18 protein-coding genes are annotated in these 19,691 nt (G+C 70.7%); 11 read left to right on the forward strand and 7 right to left on the reverse strand.

Annotated elements, in window-relative coordinates:
• The 6 genes from QSK25_RS40650 to QSK25_RS40675 form a co-directional block, all read right to left on the reverse strand.
• A partial coding sequence (locus QSK25_RS40650; RefSeq protein WP_285646557.1) for a DUF6355 family natural product biosynthesis protein occupies positions 1–277 on the reverse strand: 277 nt, incomplete at its 3' end.
• Between the two features lie 180 nt (positions 278–457).
• Positions 458–1,120 carry an SAM-dependent methyltransferase gene (locus QSK25_RS40655; RefSeq protein ID WP_285646558.1) on the reverse strand — a complete coding sequence of 221 codons (663 nt, stop codon included), beginning with the start codon at positions 1,118–1,120 and terminating at the stop codon, positions 458–460.
• A 234-nt stretch (positions 1,121–1,354) separates the two neighbouring features.
• Positions 1,355–1,927: a DUF4232 domain-containing protein gene (locus QSK25_RS40660; RefSeq protein ID WP_285646560.1), complete on the reverse strand. Its 573-nt coding sequence runs from the start codon at positions 1,925–1,927 to the stop codon at positions 1,355–1,357.
• Between the two features lie 276 nt (positions 1,928–2,203).
• Positions 2,204–3,340, reverse strand: coding sequence for a GDSL-type esterase/lipase family protein (locus QSK25_RS40665; protein WP_285646562.1), 1,137 nt, complete (start codon positions 3,338–3,340; stop codon positions 2,204–2,206).
• Positions 3,337–3,921, reverse strand: coding sequence for a TetR-like C-terminal domain-containing protein (locus tag QSK25_RS40670; RefSeq protein ID WP_285646564.1), 585 nt, complete (start codon positions 3,919–3,921; stop codon positions 3,337–3,339). The genes QSK25_RS40665 and QSK25_RS40670 overlap by 4 nt, the downstream gene beginning before the upstream one ends.
• A 99-nt stretch (positions 3,922–4,020) precedes the next feature.
• Complete coding sequence (locus QSK25_RS40675; protein ID WP_285646565.1) at positions 4,021–4,593, reverse strand: hypothetical protein; 573 nt, start codon at positions 4,591–4,593, stop codon at positions 4,021–4,023.
• 343 nt (positions 4,594–4,936) lie between these two features.
• On the opposite strand from QSK25_RS40675, the gene QSK25_RS40680 reads away from it, so the two are divergent.
• The 9 genes from QSK25_RS40680 (at position 4,937) to QSK25_RS40720 (ending at position 17,917) form a co-directional block, all read left to right on the forward strand.
• Positions 4,937–6,043, forward strand: coding sequence for a radical SAM protein (locus tag QSK25_RS40680; RefSeq protein WP_285646567.1), 1,107 nt, complete (start codon positions 4,937–4,939; stop codon positions 6,041–6,043).
• A 136-nt stretch (positions 6,044–6,179) separates the two neighbouring features.
• Positions 6,180–7,481, forward strand: a complete 1,302-nt coding sequence (locus tag QSK25_RS40685; protein ID WP_285646569.1) for a M16 family metallopeptidase — start codon at positions 6,180–6,182, stop codon at positions 7,479–7,481.
• Positions 7,478–8,806, forward strand: a complete 1,329-nt coding sequence (locus tag QSK25_RS40690) for a M16 family metallopeptidase (protein ID WP_285646572.1) — start codon at positions 7,478–7,480, stop codon at positions 8,804–8,806. The genes QSK25_RS40685 and QSK25_RS40690 overlap by 4 nt, the downstream gene beginning before the upstream one ends.
• Before the next feature lie 183 nt (positions 8,807–8,989).
• The gene (locus QSK25_RS40695) at positions 8,990–9,958 is read left to right on the forward strand and encodes a hypothetical protein (RefSeq protein ID WP_285646574.1); all 969 of its coding nucleotides are present in this window, start codon (positions 8,990–8,992) and stop codon (positions 9,956–9,958) included.
• A 377-nt stretch (positions 9,959–10,335) separates the two neighbouring features.
• Positions 10,336–12,831 (forward strand): class III lanthionine synthetase LanKC, encoded by a 2,496-nt coding sequence (gene lanKC / locus QSK25_RS40700; RefSeq protein ID WP_285646576.1) that lies wholly within the window; start codon positions 10,336–10,338, stop codon positions 12,829–12,831.
• Between the two features lie 416 nt (positions 12,832–13,247).
• Positions 13,248–14,492, forward strand: a complete 1,245-nt coding sequence (locus tag QSK25_RS40705; RefSeq protein ID WP_285646578.1) for an MFS transporter — start codon at positions 13,248–13,250, stop codon at positions 14,490–14,492.
• The gene (locus tag QSK25_RS40710; RefSeq protein WP_285646580.1) at positions 14,489–16,165 is read left to right on the forward strand and encodes an FAD/NAD(P)-binding protein; all 1,677 of its coding nucleotides are present in this window, start codon (positions 14,489–14,491) and stop codon (positions 16,163–16,165) included. The genes QSK25_RS40705 and QSK25_RS40710 overlap by 4 nt, the downstream gene beginning before the upstream one ends.
• Positions 16,166–16,346: 181 nt before the next feature.
• On the forward strand, positions 16,347–17,390 hold the full coding sequence (locus QSK25_RS40715; protein WP_285646585.1) for a DUF1996 domain-containing protein: 1,044 nt from the start codon (positions 16,347–16,349) through the stop codon (positions 17,388–17,390).
• Positions 17,390–17,917, forward strand: coding sequence for a DUF305 domain-containing protein (locus QSK25_RS40720; protein ID WP_285646587.1), 528 nt, complete (start codon positions 17,390–17,392; stop codon positions 17,915–17,917). The genes QSK25_RS40715 and QSK25_RS40720 overlap by 1 nt, the downstream gene beginning before the upstream one ends.
• A 76-nt stretch (positions 17,918–17,993) precedes the next feature.
• Here the strand turns inward: QSK25_RS40720 and QSK25_RS40725 are convergent, their stop codons facing one another.
• Positions 17,994–18,161: a hypothetical protein gene (locus QSK25_RS40725; protein WP_285646589.1), complete on the reverse strand. Its 168-nt coding sequence runs from the start codon at positions 18,159–18,161 to the stop codon at positions 17,994–17,996.
• A 342-nt stretch (positions 18,162–18,503) separates the two neighbouring features.
• Here QSK25_RS40725 and QSK25_RS40730 point away from each other — a divergent pair, with 342 nt between their 5' ends.
• Positions 18,504–19,094 (forward strand): Panacea domain-containing protein, encoded by a 591-nt coding sequence (locus QSK25_RS40730; RefSeq protein WP_285646590.1) that lies wholly within the window; start codon positions 18,504–18,506, stop codon positions 19,092–19,094.
• Entirely contained in the window at positions 19,091–19,669 is a 579-nt protein-coding gene (locus QSK25_RS40735; protein WP_285646591.1) for a Fic/DOC family protein, read from the forward strand. Before QSK25_RS40730 ends, QSK25_RS40735 begins: the two co-directional genes overlap by 4 nt.
• Positions 19,670–19,691: the final 22 nt, after the last annotated feature.

The raw sequence follows: 19,691 nt of genomic DNA on the forward strand, positions 1-19,691 counted from the left end.
CGTCTTTGTAGAAGGGGATCTGGCCGTGCGGTGGCACGCACGCGGTTCCGGTGGTGCCGGTGCTCCAGTGGAACTTGATGAGGATGAAGCTGTTGCCGCAGTGGAAGTAGCGGGCCGTGAGCTCACCCGCCGCTTGCGGCAGGGCGATGAACCCGCACCTCGGCGGCGGCATGATCTTGGCTGACCGCGTGTCTTGATCGTCGATCATGCCCAACGCGGTGGTGGCGAGCAGCATGCCCGCCGCGCTGATCGTTCGCGCGACATTGCTCTTCTGCATGAGCCAAGACGGACTCTAGTTCTGATCTGCCTGGGAAACCGCGTTTCTGACCTAACGCGCGCCGAACCGTGGACGAACGTCCGGTAGCACTTCCAGGTCCGGACGCCGGTTCCTGCTCCAGCGTCGTCGAGAAGCCGGCCCGGTCACGTCGCGGGACTCATCGCGGGAGTCGCGGCCGACTCACCCCATCGCGGATCGGACGACGCGCGGCCTACCTGGTTTGAACGCGATCCCCGCCAGCACTCCCTGACCGCGCGCCGTGTCGCCGGCACGGTTCCGGCTGCTGGATCCCGGCCAGAAGTGCGGTAGCCGCACCAGTCCCGGCTTCACCAGGACGAGTCCGTCGAACATCTCCGACAGCTCCTCGACGACGGTGGGGCCGGCAGCACCCGTTCCCGGAAGGCCGGGCACGCGACGGGTCACCGCGACCATGCTGTCGGCACGCAGCAAAGCGTTGCAGCGGGCCATCATCGACGCCGGAGAGCACCACGGGTCGTTCCTGTCGGCCGCTCCCACGGCGACCACGCCCACCGGTCGTTCCCGATCCAGCAGACGGGCCGCGAAGCACTCCGCGAGCACTTCGTCCACTTCGGTCTCATCTGCGCGCGGCAGGCGCGCGGTGCTGTCGCGCTCGTCCTGCGGCTCCCCGCTCCTGCCACCGGGGACCAGGTCGTCGCCGACGCGGACGACCACCGAACCGGGGTGGAGGTACGAGGCGAGGCCGTGCACGTCGTTCTCCCCCGGCGAGCGGGGCCCCACGTCGACGAACTGGCGAATTCCTCGCCGGAGCATCATCAGCACCGCGTTCTCGATGAAATCGACCTCGAGTGACGAGAGAGGCACAGCGACCGAACTCCCCGGCATCCTCCGTGATGAAACGCCCATTCCCTCTCCGCCCTCCGATTCCTCCCGGGCACGACCACTTCCCACCGCGTCCGAAAGCGAACGTACGACGGCAAATGAGCCGCATCCAGCAAGATGCGCGTTCGGTCAACGACATCGGCACGGATCAGCCCGAGCAGGCCGTCTGAGCGGCGAGAGCCACCTGCGCGATCCTCGCGCGGCGGCGAAGTCCTGTCACAGGCCCGCGAACACGCCTCGCTCCGTCCGTTGCAGCGTGCCGATCCTGGCCTCACGCGTCTTGAGCCTGCTCGTGTCCGCGAGCGGCTCCCCGGTGGTGGCGACGATCGTGGCAGGCACCGCGAGGTCGTCACCGAAGCGGACGTCGACCGACCTGATCGCAACGATGCGTTCCCTGTCGTCCAGCAGGAGCCTCACGCCCGCGTAGGCCGTCTGACCAGGTGGCAACTCGACCGGGCGCGGCGCCTGGGGCAGCGGCATCTGCTGAACGACCACTTCCGCCACGGCACCGGTCGTGGTGGCGAAGCTCAGCCTCGGCCAGGCGGGCAGGATGACCGAGGCGTGACCGGAGTTGGTGGCGGCCAGCAACGCGAGCCCGGGCCTGCCGGGTTGCAGGCGCAGGGCGACCGTCAGCTGTGCCCCTGCCGTTCGCAGCGACGTCGTGCCGCCCACCCCTGAGGACACCGCAGCGCTGCCGGATGGCGTACCCACCACCGGTTCCGGAGTGCCCGCGCAGGCGGAACCGAGCAGCAGCAGAGCCAGGCAGGCGGACGTCCGTCCAGCAGGCACGGGCTGTCCTCCGTTCGCTCGAAACGGCCGCAGCTCAGGAAACCAGCAAAGCTCAGCGACAGACCCGTCAGCAGGACAACGCGGTTCGATCAGGAAGATTCGTCTGCACTTCGGTCCGCGACGACGGCGGCGGCGTCATGGACACGGCCTCACGCGGTGACGGCTCCGGTGACGGAGCACGTCGTCGGAGCGTAGACGCCTTTCCATTGTGGACAGCGCGGAGTCCGCCCGGTCCTCCGTGTGCCGCGATCGCCGACAGGACTTCCGGCCAAGGGCCTAGTGCGCGAACGGGCCGCCCGCTGCGAAGGCGTATCGGGCGAAGCGCTCACCGATCACCGCGTGCGTGGCCGTGTCCGGGTGCAGTGCGTCCGGCAACGGATGCGTGACGGCATCCTGTTCCCCGTACAGCAGGGTGCCGTCGAGGTGGTGCAGGTTCGGGTCGTCCTGCCGCCGTTCCGCGAGCGATGCCAACGCCTCGCGGATGATCCGCAGTGTCAGCTGGGGTGCCGGTCCGTGCGGACCGGTGGCCGCGAAGGTGACGCCTCCCCTCTCGTCGGTGCGCATCTCCCCCGGCCCCGGGGTGTCCTCGTGGATTCCGCAGAACAGGGGCGACACCAGCACCAGCGGCGTGTTCGGGAGACCGTCGCGGATCGTGTCCAGGAAGCCGTGGACGGCCGGCACGAAGGCGCGCAACCTCATCGCGTCGAAGTTCACCACGTTGATGCCGAGCTTCACGCTGATGAGGTCGGCGGGCCGGTCGCGGATCACGCGGGCGACGAACTGGTCCGCGTGCGCGCTGCCGCTGAAGCCGAGGTTGTGCAGGTCGACGCCGCCCAGGCGAGCGGCGACGGCGGGCCAGGTCGCGGTCGGCGTGGCCGCGTTCGAGCCGTGGCTGATCGAACTGCCGTGGTGCAGCCAGAGCCGCCGCCCGGTGCTCGCCGGACGCACCGGCGCGTCCGTGCGCAGCGCGACGATCTCCAGCCCTTCGTTGTGGGGCAACCAGATCTCGACCAGCTTGGCACCGCCGCCGAGACCGTCGAACCGGATCGTGCTCGCCGGTCCTGTGTGGACCTGCGAGGCACCCGTGGCCAGGTCGACCTCGACGCGGTCGCCGCCGTCGAGCTGGGCGGTGGCGACCACCTCGCCGTCGACGGACAGGTCGACGCTGCCGCGGGGCCTCTCGATGCCGCGGTAGGCGACGCGGGTGGGGTGCAGGACCAGTTCGATGACGCGTGCGGCGGTTTCCACCACCACGCGCACGCCGGAGGGCTGGCTCTGCGCGCCCATCAGCTGCGGGTCGGGAAACCGGTCGCGCACCCACGCGGGCAGGCGGTGCGGCCGCACGCCGCGCCCGGTCTCCTCCAGCTCGGCGACGCCGTGCACGAGCGCGCCGGTCAACGGTGTGGTGATCATGCCTCGTCCCCTCGGGAGTTCTCGGGCCAGGCCCGCAGGAGCGCGTCGAGAGCGACCACGGTCCGGTCCCAGCTCACCTCGGGGGCCGGGGAGCTGTGGTCGAAGTTGCCGGTGCGTTCGAGCGCCAGGAAACCGTTGATCGTGCTGCCCAGCAGCCGCACCGCGTGCACGTGCTCCTCCTGCGGCACCGGATACCCCCTGAGCACCGCGCCCGCCTGCGCGCTGACGGCCCGCGCGGCCGCCGAGCGGACGACGGCCTCACCCGCCCGGCGCTGCAACGACTGCCAGCGCCCCGGCCACCGGCGCGCGAAGGTCCGGTGAGCCGCGCTGTAGGCCTGCAGGGCGGGCAGGCCGGCCCGCCCCGCGATGCCCGCCGCGACGAGGTCCGCCAACTCGCCGAGCGCGAGCGCCGTGATGCCGTCCCGCACCGCCTCCAGGTCGCGGACGTGCGAGTACAGGCTGGGCGCCTGCACGCCGAGGCGCCGGGCGACGGCGGACAGGGACACGCTCTCGAAGCCCGCCTCGTCCGCGAGGGCCGCCGCGTCGGCGATGACGGCCTCGGCGCTCAGGGGAACACGCATGAACCCGAGCCTACAGGTAGTAGGCGAGTACCTATTGACCATAGGGCACGGCGAGGAGTCAGGACGAGCTGCCGTCTCACGCCGCCGGACGCGAAGGCCTCACCGGATGCCGGTGCGGTTCTGCAACGCCCCGACCTTCGTGCCGTAGAGGAAGAACACCGCCATGAACACCTCGATCCGCTGCTGCGAGGTCAGTTCGTGGACGTCCACCGCGATCTCCGCGGCACTCACGTCCGCCATCCGCGCGAGTCGCCGGTTGAACACCGCCCGGGCGATGTCCTGGCTCCGTTCGTCGACGTCGGCGTGGAACAACCGGCGGAGGTCGCAGTCGCTCGGCAACGGGCGGTGCACCGGCTCGGCGGGGTACCGGGCGTTCATGACGCGGGCGGCGGTGTTGAGGGTGTGGGCGATGAGTGCCGGGCCCTGCTCGAAGTGGTCGACCAGCGCGACCAGTTCCTCGATGGACGCGACGTCCTCGTCGATGCTGACCGGTGTGCTGGTGTCGAGGTCGAGTCGCTCCATCGCCAGGGCGACGTTCGCGAGGACCTGGTCCGGGTCGACGATCAGCTGGTCGCCGACGTGAATGCTCGCGCGGTGGTGGTGCGGGTCGAGTAACTCCCGCGTGTCACGGTCGAGGTCCGCGTGCCTCGTCCCATCGTGGTCGATCGTCACCCGCGTCAGATTCCCACTCGCGGGTGAGCGCAACCGTCCGTTCACGAACGGGGGACGGCGGCCAGGTCACCAACCTGCCATCCCCAGGTCCCCTACCTGACGTGTGACTCGCTGTCGCCCGCCTCCGCGCCGGGCGAGAGTTGAGTCATTCACGAGCGGAAGGAGGTGGATCAGATGCTCAAGACTCCGGACTTCGGTGACGAGTACGGCGACCAGGACGTGCGTTGCGTCGGCACCAGTGGCTACCACGACCTCGGCGACTACTACGGGATCTGATTCACCGCTGGCGGCCTGGCCCACTGCCCAGGCCGCTCACCGGAGACCGCGGCGGGAGGTGCGGGACGTGCGACTGGTGCGAGGCGAGCACGGCTGGTGGTGCATCGGCCGGACGGCCACGGCGTTGCTGCCGGACGGGCTGGTCGTGGACGGTGCGCTCACGGCGGAGGGCCGCAGGCAGGTGCGCGCGGCCGGGGTCGACGGCGTGCCGGAGCCCGACCACTACAGCCTGACCGTCGTGACGGCCACGGGCTGCAACCTCGGGTGCTCCTACTGCTTCCAGAACACCCCGGACGGCAGGCGGCGCATCTCGCCCGCCCGGCTCGACGCGGCGAACATCGCCAGGTGCCGGGAGTTCGTCGAGCAGCGCATGGCCGCGCTGGGCGTGGACCGGCTCGAACTGGTGTTGTTCGGCGGTGAACCCCTGCTCAACCCCGCCGGGTGTCTGCAGGTGCTGCGGGCGTTCGGTGCGCGGACGCGGGTCACCGCCGGCCTGGTCAGCAACGGGGTGCTGCTCACGCGGCGCACGGCTGTCAGGCTCGCCGAGGCGGGGCTCGGGCACGTCCAGGTCACGCTGGACGGGCCGCGGGCACGGCACGACGCGTCCCGGATCCCGCTCAACGGGCGGCCCACGTTCGACCTCATCCTGGCCAACGTGGCGGCCGCGCAGGAACACACCGCGATCCGCTTCACCTTGCGCCTCAACGTGACCCCGGACGTGCTGCCGCGCCTCACCGAACTCCTCGACCAGGTGGCCGGCGTGCTCGACGCGCGCCGGACGAGCCTCGCGATCGCACCCGTGCTCGACTACGGCGCCGGCGTCCCGGCACCGCGGGCACGGGCCGCGCGGCGGGCGCTCGACGCGTGCGCGAAGGCCGTCGAGATGGGCTTCCGGCTCGTGCGGCCGCGCGACGAGCACTGCGACTTCTGCTCCGAGGCCGACGGACGGCTGGGCGCGGTGGTCAGCGCGGACGGCACGTTGTTCAGCTGCTGGGACGCGGTCGGCGAGGAGGACCTCGCGGTGGGCGGGCTCGACTCCGGCTACCACGGGCGGTCCCGCGAACGGTGGCGGCGCTGCGGCGGCGAGACGCCTGGCGCCCAGGCGTTCTCCGACGCACTCGACGCCGGGGTGCTCGACCTCATCCGGGCCGGCGCGCGCAAGGAGGTGACATGACCGCTCCCGAACCGCAGGACGACGAGACGCCCTCGGCGCCCAACTTCATCGAACTGCTCGAAGCCGACGAGGACCTGACCACTCCGGGCCTCTGCGTTCCGTTCCGCTAGAAACCGTGCACCGGAAGGAGACGGCCGTGCATCGACCTCATCACCTGGTCCGCACCCGGCTGGCCAACGGGTTGCGAGTGCTGCTCGCACCCGATCGCACCGTGCCGGTGGTCGCCGTCGCGGTGCACTACGACGTGGGCATGCGTTCCGAACCCGAGGGGCGCACGGGGTTCGCGCACCTCTTCGAGCACCTGATGTTCCAGGGTTCGGAGCTGCTGCCGAAACTCGAGCACGCGCACTACGTCCAGGCGTCGGGCGGGGTGTTCAACGGCAGCACCCACCTCGACTACACGCAGTACCACAACGTGTTGCCCAGCAACGCCTTGGAGCGCGCGCTGTTCCTCGAAGCCGACCGCATGCGGGCGCCCGACCTGAACGCGGAGAACCTGCGCGTGCAGATCGACGTCGTCAAGGAGGAGATCCGCGTCAACGTCACCAACAAGCCGTACGGCTGCTTCCCGTGGGTGACGCTGCCGGGGGTGTTGTTCGACAGCTTCGCGAACTCGCACGACGGGTACGGGTCGTTCGACGACCTGGACTCGGCGACGGTCGAGGACGCGCGGCAGTTCTTCGACCGGTACTACGCGCCGGCGAACGCGTTGCTGACCTTGTGCGGCGACTTCGACGCGGACGAGGCGCTCACGATGGTCGAACGCCACTTCGGGCCGATCCCGTTCCGCCCCAGGCCTTCACGGCCGGACTTCGCGGAACCGGAGTTCGTCGGCGAGCGACGTGCCGTCCGCTACGACCCGCACGCACCGCTGCCCGCCGTGGCCGCGGGGTGGCGGGTGCCCGACCCGGTCGCCGAGTTCGACGCGTACCTGCCGCACCTGCTGCTCGCCGACGTGATGTCGGACGACGGTCCCGCGTGCAGGCTGCACCGCAGGCTGGTGCGCCAGGACGGCCTCGCCACGAGCCACCGCTGCTACCTCGGCATGCTCGGCGACCCGCTCGACACCGGCCACCCGACCGCACTGGTGTCCAGCGCCCGGCTTACTCCCGGCGCGAGCGCCCAGCAGGTGCTGGACGCGATCGCCGAGGAGTTCGCGGTGGTCGCACGGGAAGGTCCTGCCGAACGGGAGCTGAGCAGGATCGCGACGAGGCTGAGCACGCGGCTGCTGGTCGAGACGGACGGGGTGCTGGCGCGCACGCAGGCACTGGCGTCGCTGGAGCTCCGGCACGGCCGTGCCGAACTGCTCGGTGAACTGCCCGGCCTGCTCACCGCCGTCACGGCCGAGCAGGTGGCCGCGGCGGCCGCGCGGATCACCCCGGACCGCCGGGCAGTGGTGGAGCTGCTGCCCGCCTCGTACCAGGAGAAGGCGGCATGACGGCGAGCGTGGTGCCGGGGTTGCGGCCGTGGCAGGAGATCGTCTCCCCGGACGTCACGGAACAGCGCTGCGCCAACGGGTTGCGGCTGCTCGCGTTGCACCGTCCGGGGGCGCCGCTGACCGAGATCCGGCTGAGCATCCCGTTCGGGTCGATGGCGCCGGGGCACCTGGCCCGCGCATGGCTGCTCTCGGAGACGGTGCTGGCGGGCACCAGGGCGACCGGCCGGATCGGGCTCGCCGAGCGCATCGGCGAGCTGGGAGCGAGCCTGCGCGCCGAGGTCGACCACGACCGGTTGCTGTTCAGCGGCACGGTCCTGGCAGACCGGTACGAGGACCTCCTGGCCGTGCTGGCCGAGCTCGTGCGGGACGCGACGTTCCCGGACCGCGAGGTGCTGGCCGAACGCAAGCGGCTCGCGTCGCGGCTGACGGCGGCACGGTCGCAGGCCGCCGTGCGGGCACGGGAGATCCTGCACCGGCACCTGTACGGCGACCACCCGTACGGCGCGAGCATGCCGACGGGTGCCGAGGTCGACGCGATCTCCGCCGAGCAGTTGCGCGCGCTGCACGCCGAACGGGTCGTGCCGGACCACGCGGTGCTGGTCGTCGTGGGCCTGATCGACCCCGATCAGGCGGTCGGGGCGATGCACCGGCACTTCGCGGACTGGCGGCCGGGCGGGCTGCCGGTGCCGGACCTGCCGCCGTTGCCCGACGAGGCCCCCGCGGGCGCGTCGAGGCTCTTCCACCGGCCCGGTTCGGTGCAGTCGTCGATCCGGATCGGCGGACCGGCCCTGCGCCGCGACGACCCGCTGTTCCCCGCGTTGCACCTCGCGAACCTCATCTACGGCGGGTACTTCTCGTCTCGACTGGTGGCGAACATCCGCGAGGACAAGGGGTACACCTACACCCCGCGCAGCCGGATCATGCACAGCGCCGCCGGGTCGACGCTCGTGATCGAGGCGGACGTCGCCACCGACGTGACCGCGCCCGCGTTGCTGGAGATGTGGTACGAGCTGGGCAGGCTGTCGACGTTGCGGCCGAGCGTCCAGGAACTGCGGGACGTGCGCCAGTACGCGGCGGGCAACCTCGCGATGTCGATCGCCACCCGCTCCGGCCTCGCCACGACCCTGGTGACGCTGCTGGGGGTAGGCCTCGACCTCGACTGGATACGACGCAGCCCCGACCTGCTGGCAGAGGTGACCGCGTCCGACATCTACCACGTGGGGGTGCACCTGCTGGCCCCCAAACTGCTCGCCGCCGTCGTCATCGGTGACGCGACGCGGTGCGAGGAACCGTTGCAGGCCTTCGGTCCCTGGGTCGTCGAGTAGTCCACCACGCGTGGAGAAGCCCGGTCCCGCGCACGTGCGGGGCCGGGCTTTCGCGCGTGCACCCCCACCCCCCACCCCCACCCGCACACCCGGACGCGAATATGGGGACCCACTACCCATGTGAGGACGCAACCAGGTGGCGCAGAGTCTCTGGCAGCGACGGAAACTGATCGGGGTGGTGACATGTCGCTGAGTGACCTCGGCTTCGACGCGGTCCAGGAGAGCGTTTACCGCAGCCTGCTCGCCGACCCCTCGCGGGACACGGGCACCCTCGCCTCGCTCACCCTCACCGACACCGGGACCGTCCGGGACGCGCTGGCCGGGCTGCTCGCCCTGGGCGTGCTGGAGCTGGCCGCGGACGCGCCGTGCGGGTACGCCCCCGGCGACCCCCAGGTCGTGATCGGGGACCTGATCGAACGGCTGGAGCAGGAGACGTTGCGCCGCCAGCAGAGGATCGGCGGCACGCGGGCGGAGCTGGCGGGACTCGCGGCGGGGTTCCGGCACGACGCCCGCACCGTCGAGGTCGAGCACATCACGGAGCCGGAACGGATCCGCGAGCGGCTGGCCGAGCTGTGCTTCTTCACCCGCTCCAGCGTGTTCGCGGTGCAGCCGGCGCGGGCGTCGAGCGAGGCGGCCCGCGCGGAGGCGTCGCGGCTCGACAACCGCAGCCTGGGGCGCGGGGTGATGATGAGGATCATCTACGACGAGCGGGTGCTGCGCGGCGAACGCACGCGCGCCCGGCTCGGCGAGCGTTCGGCGTCCGGTGCGCAGATCCGCTTCCTGCCTGGCCCGCTCACCCGGCTGATCGTGCTGGACGAGCGGATCGCGATCGTCGCGTCCGACCCGGCCGACACCAGCTCGGGCGCGCTGGTGGTGCACCAGCCGGGGATCGTGAACGAGCTCGTCGCCCGGTTCCGGCAGCTCTGGGACGGCGCCAGGGACTTCGTCGCCGAACCCGCCGACGTGGTGTCCGACGACGACCGGTCCGTGCTGCGGATGCTCGCCTCGGGGCTCACCGACGAGCTGGTCGCCCGGCAGACCGGTGTGTCCGTGCGGCACCTGCGTCGCCGGATCGCGCGGCTGATGGACTCCCTCGGCGCCGACAGCCGGTTCCAGGCCGGCATGGCGGCCGCCCGGCGCGGCTGGATCTGAGACTTCCCCGGCACTGAGACTCACCCGGACCTGACCACAGCAGGTGACACTGTTCAGGAGGAATGATGTTTCGCAAGGGCGGCAACGGAATCGAAGAGGACGACGTGATCGGCGCGTTCGGCTGGGACTAGTGGCTTGATGGTGTCGCCCGGAACGTGACCGCCACGTTCCAGACCACACCACCAGGCGGCGGACGGAAAGGGCGGGCACCTGCGCGGGTGCCCGCCCTTTTCGTTACCCCGCAACGGGGTCATCTTGTTGCCCGCGCGCCGTCCGGAAGCTGACGCTCGACGCGCTTCCGGACGGCGTTGCGGAACAGCAGAATTGTTTCCAGAGCAAGGGAAAAGCCCAATAGACTCCGGAAAGGGGATCGAGGAATGAGCATCTCACTCGTGCACGCCGATCCGGACTTCTACGCACCGCTGGGCCGCACCACCCGGCGCGGCACCGAGTACGCGGCATCGGGCCTGCCCTCCGACTGGACCGAGCACCACCAGGACGTGTGGACGGCCTGGTACCCGCCGCAGAAGCTGGGCGGCGTCACCGACGGCTGGAAGATCCACCTGTCGGCCCGCGCCGACCGCGCGCAACACGTGCTGGACGTCGCCGCGCCGATCTTCGCGGCGCACGGCGTGGGGTTCAAGCACCTGAGCTGCTCGCTGTACTTCGTGGTCACGCACCACAAGCACGCCGAACGCAGCCAGTCGGGCAAGTTCTGCGCCGCCTACCCGCCGGACGCCGCGACCGCCGAGGCGCTGATGCGCGACCTCGCCGCCGCGTTCGACGGCGAGGAGGGCCCGTTCGTGCTGAGCGACCGCAGGTTCGGCGACTCGCGGGTCGTGCACTACCGCTACGGCGCGTTCGTCGCCCGGCGCAGGCTCACCGCGCAGGGCGGGCACGAGCTGCTGGTGCTGGACGCCGCCGGCCGGAGCGTGCCGGACGTGCGCGGCACGAGGTTCAGCACGCCGGAGGGGATCACCGACCCGTTCCTCGTGTCCTCTGTGGACGCACCGGCTCGTTCCGGTGCGCCGGAGTTCGGCGGGGTGCGGTTCGACAAGGCGTTGCGCCACAGCAACGGCGGGGGTGCCTACCGGGGCACCGACGTCGAGACCGGGCGCACGGTGTTCGTCAAGGAGAGCCGGGGCCACCACGGCCTGGTGAGCCCCACCAGCGCGAGCCAGGACCGGCTGCGCAACGAGTACCAGGTGCTGCGGGAGTTGCACCGCGTCGGTTCCGGCTTCGCCCCCGAGCCGCTGCGGTACTTCCGCCACCTGGAGAACGAGTTCCTGGTCACCGAGTTCGTGCCGGGACGCTCGCTGCGCTCGTGGTGGGTCGAGCACAACCCGATCATCTGGTCCACGGCGTCCGACGCCGACTTCGAGTCCTACTACGCACGGGCCCTGAAGATCGTCGACGAGCTGACCGCGCAGCTGGAACGCTTGCACGGCTTCGGCTACGCGTTCATCGACCTGAGCCCGGACAACGTGCTCGTCGACTTCGACGACAGCGTCAGGCTCATCGACTTCGAGACCGCCGCGCGGCTGGGCGGGCCGCTGACGCCCATCGGCACGCCGGGGTTCTTCCCCGCCGAGCCGCTGGCGTTCGCCGACGACCCGGTGCGCTACGACGACTACGCGCTCTCCTCGATCGCGCTGGCGTTGATCGCGCCGATCAACACGACGGCCGACCTGAACCACGGTGTGCTCACGCACCTCAAGGCGCAGCTCGACCCCCGCGGCCTGGTGCCGCAACGGTTGTGGGAGCTGGCGACGCGGGTGCGCCGTGCCACCGGCGAGACTTCCGCTTGCCTGCAAGGGTTGTACGACGGCCTCGTCGCAGGCCTGCGCTCCACCGAGCACCCCGACGGTGTCGTGCCGCTGGGCCCGCGCTCCTACGCCACCAACGAGCTCGGCTTCGGTCACGGCCTGGCCGGTGTCGTGCACGCCCTGCACGTCGCCGGCGCGCCGTCCGGCGAGCTGCTGGACCGCCTGCGCACCCGTGCTCTCGCGAAAGCCGACGACCTGCCTCCCGGCCTGCTCGCGGGCCAGGCGGGAATCGCCCGGGTCCTCGCGGAACACGGCGAGATCGCCGCGGCCCAGGAGCTGCTGGCACGGGCGGACGACCACCCGCTGCTGCACGGGTCCGCGACGCTCGGCTTCGGTTCGGCCGGTGTCGGACTCGCCCACCTCGCGCTGCACCGGCACACCGGCGACAGCGCGCACCTCGACCGGGCGCGCCGTCACGCGGAGGGCATCCCGCACGGCGCCGCGCTGATCGAACGACTCGGCTGGAGCAACGCCGTCGGCCTCGTCGACGGACGGGCAGGGCTCGCCCTGTTCCTGCACGAACTGGGCGACCACGACCGGGGCCTGGACCTGCTGACGGCCGAACTGGACCGCGCCGAGCTGTCCGAGGGCGGGCTGCTGTTCCCCGTCTCGGACCGCGACCGCCGGCTGATGCCGTACCTGAGCACCGGCACCGCGGGCGTGCTGGTGGTGGCGAGCCGTTACCTGGCCACCACCGGTGACGACCGCGTCGCCGCCGCGATCCCCGGTCTGCTGACGGGCCTCCACTGCTCGTTCACCCACTACGGCGGCCTGTTAGACGGCATGGCGGGGATCAGCCTCGCCCTGCACGACCACGGCCGCAGGCACGGCGACCAGGCCTCCCTGGACCGCGCGAAGACGTTGGCACAGCGGCTGTTCCTCTACGCCGTGCCGCACCGGACCGGGACGTACGTGCCCGGCGAGCACGCCCTGAGGCTCAGCGGCGACCTGTGGTTCGGGTCCGCCGGGGTGCTGACGGCGCTCGCCGCTGTGCTCGGCGACCACCCGGACCCCCTGTTCGCCCTCGGCCACCCGGCCGAGCGGTAAGCACGACCGAAGGAGACAGCAATGTCGGACATCAACGAGCTCCAGAACCTCGCGGACGACGAGAACACCGAGGCCGGCTTCACCAACCCGGTCGAGATCGCGCCGGACAAGAGCACCGCCAGCATCGTCTGCTGATCTCGCTCCACCAGCTCTTACTCCAGCACACCAGGCACTTCCCGACACCGAAGGAGACCGTCATGTCTGACGTCAACGAGCTGCAGAACCTCGCCGACGACGAGAAGTCGGAGCCGGGCTACACCGAGCACGGCGTCGTCGCCCCCGACAAGAGCACCGCCAGCATCGTCTGCTGATCCGGCCCTCACGGGTCACGCCATGCCACGGGGCGGGAGCGGGGATTTCCCCGCTCTCCGCCCCGATGCCTTTTCCGCACTGGACCTTCCTGCAGGGGGTGCCGCATGAGCCGCGATTTCCGCTACTACTGGTCGGCCGAGGTCAGTTCGACGTTCGGGTCGACGTTCACCACGATGGCGATCGCCACGATGGGCGTCATCGTGTTCAACGCGTCGCCGAGCGAGCTCGGCTTCGTCAGCGCGGCCGCGGTGCTGCCCGCCTGCGTGTTCGGCCTGCTGGCCGGCGTCATCGGCGACCGCCTGCGCAGGCCCCGCCGCGTGCTGATCGGCTGCAACGCCGCAGCCGCCGCGCTGGTGCTGTGCGTGGCGCTGGGCGTCGGGACCGGTGTCGCGACGATCTGGTGGCTCGCCGGGCTGTGCTTCGTGCTCGGCTGCATCGCCACCGTCGTCGAGACCGTCTACTTCACGCACCTGCGCAGCCTCGTCCCGCCCGACCGGTTGACCTCCGGCCGCGCCCGTCTGCAGACGGGCGAGTACGGCGCCCGCACGGCCGGGCAGGCGCTCGCGGGCGTGCTGATCGCCGTGCTGGGCGGTGCCGTCGCGCTGGTGGTCGACGCGATGACCTACCTCGTGAGTCTGGTGCTGCTGACCAGGATCACCGCGCCCGACCAGGGCGCGCCGCCCCCGCCCGCGGACGCACCGCGCTCGGTGCGGCGCGAGATCGGCGAGGGCTTCCGCCAGGTGGCGAAGTACCCGTTCCTGCGGACGTTCGGCGTGTTCACGGCCGTGCGGTCGATGAGCGTCGGCGCGCTCGCGACCGTCGCGGCACCGTTCCTGCTCCGCGAACTCTCGGTGCCGCTGGGGCTTTACGGCGCGTTGTTCGCGATCAGCGGTCTGGCCGGACTCGCCGGGTCGCTCGCGGCGGGACGGCTGGCGGAGCGGATGAGCCTGGACTCCCTGGCCGTGCTGGGCAGTGTGGGCACGGTCTGCGCCGCGTTCGTGCTGCCGTCGGCGAGCGGCCCGTTGCCCGTCGCGCTCGCGATCGCCGTGCTGGGCCTCGCGCTGCCGACCGTGTTCGGCGCGATCGCCAACGTCGGCCTGAGCGGCGCGCTGACCGAACTGGTGCCCGAGAACGCGCTGGGCCGTGCCATCGCGAGCCTGCGCACGATCGCCACGGCGGCGCAGATCCTCGGCGCGCTCGGAGGTGGCGTCGTCGCCGACGCGATCGGTCTGCGTCCGACCGTGTGGGCGTGTGCGGGTCTGGCGCTGGTCGGCTGCGTGCCGTTGCTGCGCGCGGTGACGACCACCCGCCGGCCGGTCCCCGCGGAGGAGCCGGCGGTGCTCGTATGACGGCCGTGCTCGCCATCATCGGCGCCGGGCCGCGGGGCACGGGGTTGCTGGAACGCCTGTCCGCCAACGCCGGCCTGCTCCCGTCCGGGTTCGAGGTCCACGTGATCGACCCGCACCCCGCCGGGGCGGGCCGGGTGTGGCGGCCGGAGCAGTCGCCGTTGATGCTGATGAACTCGCGCGCGGGCGACGTCACGATGTTCCCCGACTCGAGCGTGCGCTGCGCCGGTCCGATCACGCCGGGCCCGACGCTCGCGGAGTGGGCAGGCCTGCACGGGGACGACTTCCCGACGCGCCGGCTGGGCGGCGCCTACCTGAGCTGGTGCTTCGACCGGGCGGTGCGCGCTTTTCCCTCCCACGCCAAGGTTGTCGTGCACCGGACGAGTGCGGTGGAGCTCTCCGGCGACACCGTGGCGCTGGCCGACGGCTCACGCGTGGTCGCCGATGTGGTCGTGATGGCGCAAGGGAACGTGGGCGGTCATCGCACCGAGGAACAGCGGGCGCACGAGGAGTTCGCCGCCCGCATCGGTGGCACGTACCTGGGCCCGGCGTGCCCCGGCGACGAGGACCTGGACGTGCTTCCCGCGGGCGAGCCGGTGCTGGTGTCCGGTCTGGGCCTGGCGTTCGTCGACCTCGCCGTGCTCCTCACCGAGGGCCGCGGCGGGCGGTTCACCCGCGAGGACGGCACGCTGACCTACCACCCGAGCGGCCGGGAACCGGTGCTGCACGCGGGTTCCCGCCGCGGTGTGCCCTATCTGCCGAAGCCGCTGCTCCCCCCGCTGGCGGACCCGGCACCCAGGTTCTTCACGCCGGACCTGCTCGCGCGGTCCGACCGTGCGGGCGAACTGGTCGGCGCCGCGTGCCAGGAGATGCTGTGGGCGCACTACCGCGAGTTGTTCGCCGCCCACCCCGGCCGCACCCGCCTGCCCTGGGCCGACTTCGCGCCCCGGTTCGCCTCGCTGCCGGTGACCGACCCGGCCCTGGAAGACCTCGTCTCCCAGGCCGTGCCGGCCGAGGAGGACCGCGCGGACCTGAGCTTCCTGCGCGCTCCCCTGACGGCCGGGTTCGCCGGCCAGCACGCACTGGACACGTGGATGCTCGACCACCTCGGCCGAGCCGTGGCCCGCGCGACCAGCCCCCGGCACAGCGCGCACGCCGCGGTGCTGCACGGCCTGCTGACCGTGAGCGACGTGCTCGCACAGGCACCCGCGACCCCGGCGACCGCGAGGACGTCCGCCGTGCTGTCGCGTTTCGCCGCCTACGTGGGCTCCGGTCCTCCCCCGCACCGCGTGGAGCAACTCCGAGCGCTGGCGCGAGCGGGCGTGCTGCACTTCCTGGGCGCCGGGATGCACGTCACCCGCACGTCCGACTCGTTCAGCGCGAGGACGGACTCGCTCCCGGCCGAGGTGACGGCACGCCACTTCGTCGAGGCCCGCCTGCCCGATCCCGACGCGCGGACCCACGCGTTGCTCACCCCGCTGGCGCAGGACCGTCCCCGCGTGCCCGTCGACCCGGACACCTTCCAGGTCCCCGGCCACCCGCGCCGGCTGGCGATGGGCCTGTTCGCGGACGGAGGGGCGTTGGGCGCGCTGTCCCGGCCGAACCGCAACGCCCCGTTCTTCCGCCAGAACGACGACACGGCCCGTCGCGTCCTCACCGAGCTCGCACCGCGGTGACGGGACCTCGCTGCGCTCCGAACTGCAGGCACAGCCGCTTTGGTCGTCGTCGGCGGCCAAGGAGGTGAAGGGCGTTCCGAAAAGTCGGGAAGTTTCCGTTATCCGCCGGTGACCTGGGCATCTCCTGAGCAGAAGACACCGGACCGGCCCGTGCCGGTCTCCCCTGCCCGGAAGGATGTCAATGCCCCTCGTCCCCAGTTCACGGGTGCGGCGTCGCGTGTGGATCGCCGCGCTCGCCGTGGCCGGTGTCGCGGCCTCCGCCGTGACCGCGAACGCGATGTTCTTCACCCCGCCCGCGATTCCGCACGCCGACCAGGCCCTCCCGACCACCGTTGTGCCGCCCTCGCTGGCGGGCACGACGACCACCACCAGCGCTGCGGCCGCGCCGGCCGTGACGTCCTCGGCGCCGGCCGAGACCACGAAGGCCGCCGTTCCGGTGAGGCCGCAGGAGCCGATTCCGCCGAACGCCGTGCGCGTGGCGGAGTTCATCGCGGAGTGTCCTTTCACGCACCGGCTCCCCGACGACCCGATCGTGCTGCCCAACCTTCCGGGCGCCTCGCACCTGCACAGCTTCTTCGGCAACGATTCGACGAACGCGCGTTCGGACGTCACGAGCCTGGAGAAGGGGCGCAGCAGCTGCAACCCGAAGATCGACCTCTCGTCGTACTGGGTGCCCACGCTGCTGGTCGACGGCCAGCCGGTCGAGCCGACGGGCACCACGTTCTACTACCTCGGCGAAGGTGTGCGCGATGACGTGACGGCGCGCATCCAGCCGTTGCCGCACGGGTTGCGCATCGTCGCGGGCAACGCCAAGGCGACCGCGCCGGACGGCTCGACGATGTCGCGGTGGTCGTGCCTGCACGCCGGTCACGTCGGTGCGTCGAAGGACTTCGTGAACTGCCCCGCCGGCACGATGATGGAGTCCTACTTGGACTTCCCGCAGTGCTGGAACGGCAAGGACCTCGACTCGGCCGACCACAAGAGCCACATGGCGTACCCGGTCAACGCCGAGTGCCCGGCCACGCACCCGGTGCCCGTGCCGAAGCTGCGGCAGGTGCTGCGGTACCCGGTCAACGGGGACCCGGCGCGGTTCAAGCTGTCGTCCGGGCCCGGGTTCACCATGCACGGCGACTTCTTCAACGTGTGGCCGGAAGCCGAGATGGCGCAACGGGTGCGCGACTGCATCAACCGGATCGTCAAGTGTGGGCCGGACGGGCGCCCGTAGTGCGAGCACTCCTCATCGCGGTGCTCCTCGCGGTGACGGCCTGTGGTGTCCCGGCCGAAGTTCCGGCCGGGACACCACAGGTCACGTTGTCCGCCACCGACCTGGCGTTCGCGGACCTGCTGATCCCGCAGAACGAGTCGGCGCTCGCCGCGCTCGCGCTCACCGCGAGCCGTCCGGACTCGGCGTTGCGGCCGTTGGCGGAGCAGGTCGAGGCCCGCTACCGGGACGAACTCGCGCAGGTGCGGGCGGTGCTCGCCGAGGCGGGCAAGCCGGAGAGCGACCAGCACGAGGGCCACGACATGCCCGGCATGATCACGGCCGCCGAACTGGCCGCCGCCGCGCACGCGGACCCGGCCGCTTTCGACGGGCAGCTCGCGACGTTGCTGCGCGGCCAGTTCGAGGAGGCCCGCACGGTGGCCCGTGCGGAACGGGAGGCGGGCACGAGTGCGGCGTTGCTGGAACTGAGCACGCGCATCGACAGCACTCGGGCGGAGTTCCTGGCCCTGTTGAAAGACGCACAGCGGTAGAGCAGCCGTGAGGGCCGCGAGTCGCAGGTGCGACGCGGTCGACCTGGTCCAGCTGCGCGGCGGTACGTCGTGGTTCTCAGCTGCGTACCGCCACAAAGTTGTCGTCGACCTTCCTCTTGACGGGTGAGGGATCGTTTCGCTGCGCGAGAAGGTCGCCGATGAATCGGCCGAGCAGGTCGGGCGTCATGAACTCGACGAACTTCACCGAGCGCGGTATCGCGAGCTTCATGGTGTGCCGCCCCATGCCCTGGACTGCGCGAACAACTCGGCGGAGACCTCGACGAGGCAGCGCGGTCCTGCGCGGGAGGCGTCGCCCGGAACAGCTGGTGTGAGGCCGACGCTCTGGGGCTGGTTCTGCACAAAGAGCCAACGACTCGCGGAGCCGCCGCGACCGACTGCCGGGACACTCAAAGTTTTGGTGAACTCCGGCAGAACCAAGCACGGTAGGCCAGATTGCACTCTGCGCAAGACGCACAGCACCCAGCACTCGAAGATCGCTGCTCAGGGTGTGCCGATACCGGTAACGTCAGCTGGAGGCGGTATTGTTACAGGACGGCGAAGCTCGGGCGAGAGGAGTGGTGTGGCTGTGGCCAAAGTACACGATGTGGCGGCTGCACTACTGGCCGAGGTTGGCCCGGTGACGACGATGAAGCTGCAGAAGCTGGTCTACTACTCGCAGGCGTGGCACCTGGTTTTCCACGACACCGTGTTGTTCGGTGATGCGATCGAGGCGTGGCCACAAGGACCGGTGACACCGTCGCTATATGACAAGCACCGCAGACAACGCCAGGTCACGCAGTGGCCTTACGGCGACAAGTCAGTTCTGACCGCTGCTGAAAAGCAGACCGTTCGATGGGTCGCAGAGAAGTACGGATCGTTCTCCGCAGAGTCGCTGTCGCAGATGACGCACATGGAGGCTCCTTGGCGGATTGCCCGAGGGCTTCTCGATCCCGACGAACGTTGCACCACGCCGATCGATCGGCAGCAGATGAAGCACTTCTACGCTCGTCAGCGTGCCGCCGTCGATGTCGCGGTTTCTCAGGCGGCAGCGAGCGCGGCGATCGAGGGTGTCGAACTCGACGACGAGTGGCAGGAGACCCTGAGGTCTGTTGCAAGTGGAACGCGGTCTGCCGATGAAGTGGTGGCGGAGGAGATCCGGCGGGCCACTCGCACGTGAGCGATCCATACCTCATTCCAGGCACGGACTGTCTTGCCAACAAGCTCGGACTTGCTGATCCTGACAAGCTTCGCGAAATCGAGGCGCGGCTTGTAAGTATTCGTGATGTGCAGCTGGCTCGAGAGACACTGCCGGGCGAATACAACCTGACCCACTTGCAAGCCTTTCACAGGGCCCTGTTTCAAGACGTGTACCACTGGGCTGGCGAGATCCGCACGGTCAACATCAGCAAACAAAGATCGATGTTCGCGGCATGGCAGTTCGTCGAAGACCAGACGTCGGCGGTCCTGGCCAGACTGGAAGACGACAACTGGCTGATAGGTGCGAGCCGGGAGCACTTCATCGAGCGGCTGGCCTACTACTACGGCGAGCTGAACGTGTGCCACCCGTTCAGGGAGGGCAACGGCCGCGCTCAGCGCGCGTTTCTCAGGCAGTTGTCAGCTGCTGCAGGCTGGCGACTGGATTGGTCTGCGCTGAACAAGGCCGGCAACGTTGCCGCATCAGAACAAGCACTGCTGGCAGCGGATTTCGCGCTCATGCAGCACGTGCTGGAGCCCGTAGTGGTCCGCATGTAGATCATCGCGTGGCCGTACGGAT

Source organism: Lentzea sp. NBRC 102530 (genome assembly GCF_030269365.1).
Classification (GTDB): Bacteria; Actinomycetota; Actinomycetes; order Mycobacteriales; family Pseudonocardiaceae; genus Lentzea.